1 protein-coding gene and 1 pseudogene are annotated in these 1,758 nt (G+C 57.9%); both read left to right on the plus strand.

The annotated features are described in order from the left end of the window. Positions 1 to 443: IS66 family transposase (locus tag HNH97_RS17150; protein ID WP_244949520.1), on the plus strand; the 443-nt coding region annotated here is incomplete at its 5' end. A gap of 47 nt (positions 444 to 490) precedes the next feature. After that, positions 491 to 1,582, plus strand: a pseudogene (locus HNH97_RS17155) (IS701 family transposase); the annotation flags it as partial. Positions 1,583 to 1,758: the final 176 nt, after the last annotated feature.

Below are 1,758 nucleotides of genomic sequence, written 5' to 3' on the forward strand. Positions count from 1 at the left end.
TCTTCCGTAAAACGACTGCGTTTCATTCGTCCGTATCCTTCTCGATCGGACTCTACTTTAAAATGGTGACATTTCCGGGGGGCACGTCACCTGGAAAGGGGGAACTGGCAAAAGCGATCCGTTATGCGCTCAACCGGTGGAAGGCCTTTACCCTGTTCCTCGAAGATGGTCGTGTCGCCATCGACAACAATCCTGCCGAACGCGCCATACGGCCCGTATGCGTGGGGCGAAAAAATTATCTCTTTGCCGGATCCGACACCGGGGGCGACAACATCGCTGATGCCATGACGCTTATCGAAAGCGCAAAACTCTCCCGGCTTAATCCGCACGATTACCTCGCCGACGTCCTGGCCCGTATCAACGAGCACAAGATCAACCGGCTCCACGAACTGTTGCCATGGAACTGGAAACCCGTGAATACACTGCACAGGCAGGCCGCATAATCAAGGCGGCCCAGAGCGGCCGGTTACCACGCAATGGCGATATCCCTTATGACCGGCTGCATCATTTCGTCAGTACCGGTGTGTGGGACAGTGCGCCACTTGAGGCTGCTCTGTGGCGTCATGCTGACCATCAGGGTGGGCGGGGAGCGTTCATGGCTGATCATCGATGATACCTCCCTTCCCAAAAAGGGAGAACATTCTGTTGGCGTAGCGCCCCAATATGCTTCGACCCTGGGCAAGAAAGCGAATTGTCAGACACTGGTGTCCGTGACACTGGCTTCGCGTGAAGTGCCACTGATGCTGTCACTCCGTCTGTTCCTGCCCGATATCTGGACAGCAGATCCGGCACGCCTGAAGCGGGCTGGTGTTCCACTGGAACATCAGGGGCCCCAGGACCAAACGGGAGATGGCGATCGAAGAGATTGATTGTCTCTGTGCCGCAGATGTCCGTTTTGGCTGTGTTCTTGCGGATGCCGATTATGGCCTGTCTGCCCTGTTCCGTCAGGCTCTGAGCGCGCGGAACCTGCGCTGGGCAGTCGGAATACCACGTCATCAGAAAGTCTTCTCCGCCGATGTGGAGCTGGTGTTTTCGGCGCAGAAAGCGCGGCCCAACCCGGATGCATCCGGTGCCGGACCAGCAATCTGTTTCTGCCCATAAGATACTGGAAACTGCAACATGGCGCAGGGTCAGCTGGCGTCGCGGGACCAAAGGTGGCCTGGCGGCCCGCTTTGCAGCCATGCGGATACGCGTTGCAGATGGTCCAGCGCAGCGTATCGGTGGCCGGACGGCCCAGCATCTGCCCGGGGAGGAAGCCTGGCTGATTGGCGAGCACCGTTCCACCGGAGAACGGAAATACTATCTGTCCAACCTGTCTGCCGACACCTCCCTCAGGCTACTGGCCGCTGCGATCAAGGCCCGGTGGGTCTGCGAACAGGCGCATCAGCAACTCAAGGAGGAACTGGGCCTCGATCACTTTGAGGGGTGATCATGGACAGGCCCTCCACCGACACGCACTGATGTCCATGATGGCCTACGCCTTTCTCCAGTGTCGGCGCCTCACGGCGGTCGGGCGGAAAAAAAGAGTCACCGGCCCACCATCACAGATCGGTCTGCCAGCAATACGACAGGCCATCCATGATCGCATCCTGCGACCACCCACCGGGCAATGTCCGCATTGGGGAAACCTTCTACTGCAGACCTCGCAACACATTCTGCCAAAGTAGTGCTAGGGCCTGTTAGATCTTGAATTTCTTCCCATATTGTAGGGATGGAAGAAGGAGACAGAACAGGCACCTTTACGGACGAGACATGGGC

Source organism: Gluconacetobacter entanii, assembly GCF_013155425.1.
GTDB lineage: Bacteria > Pseudomonadota > Alphaproteobacteria > Acetobacterales > Acetobacteraceae > Novacetimonas > Novacetimonas entanii.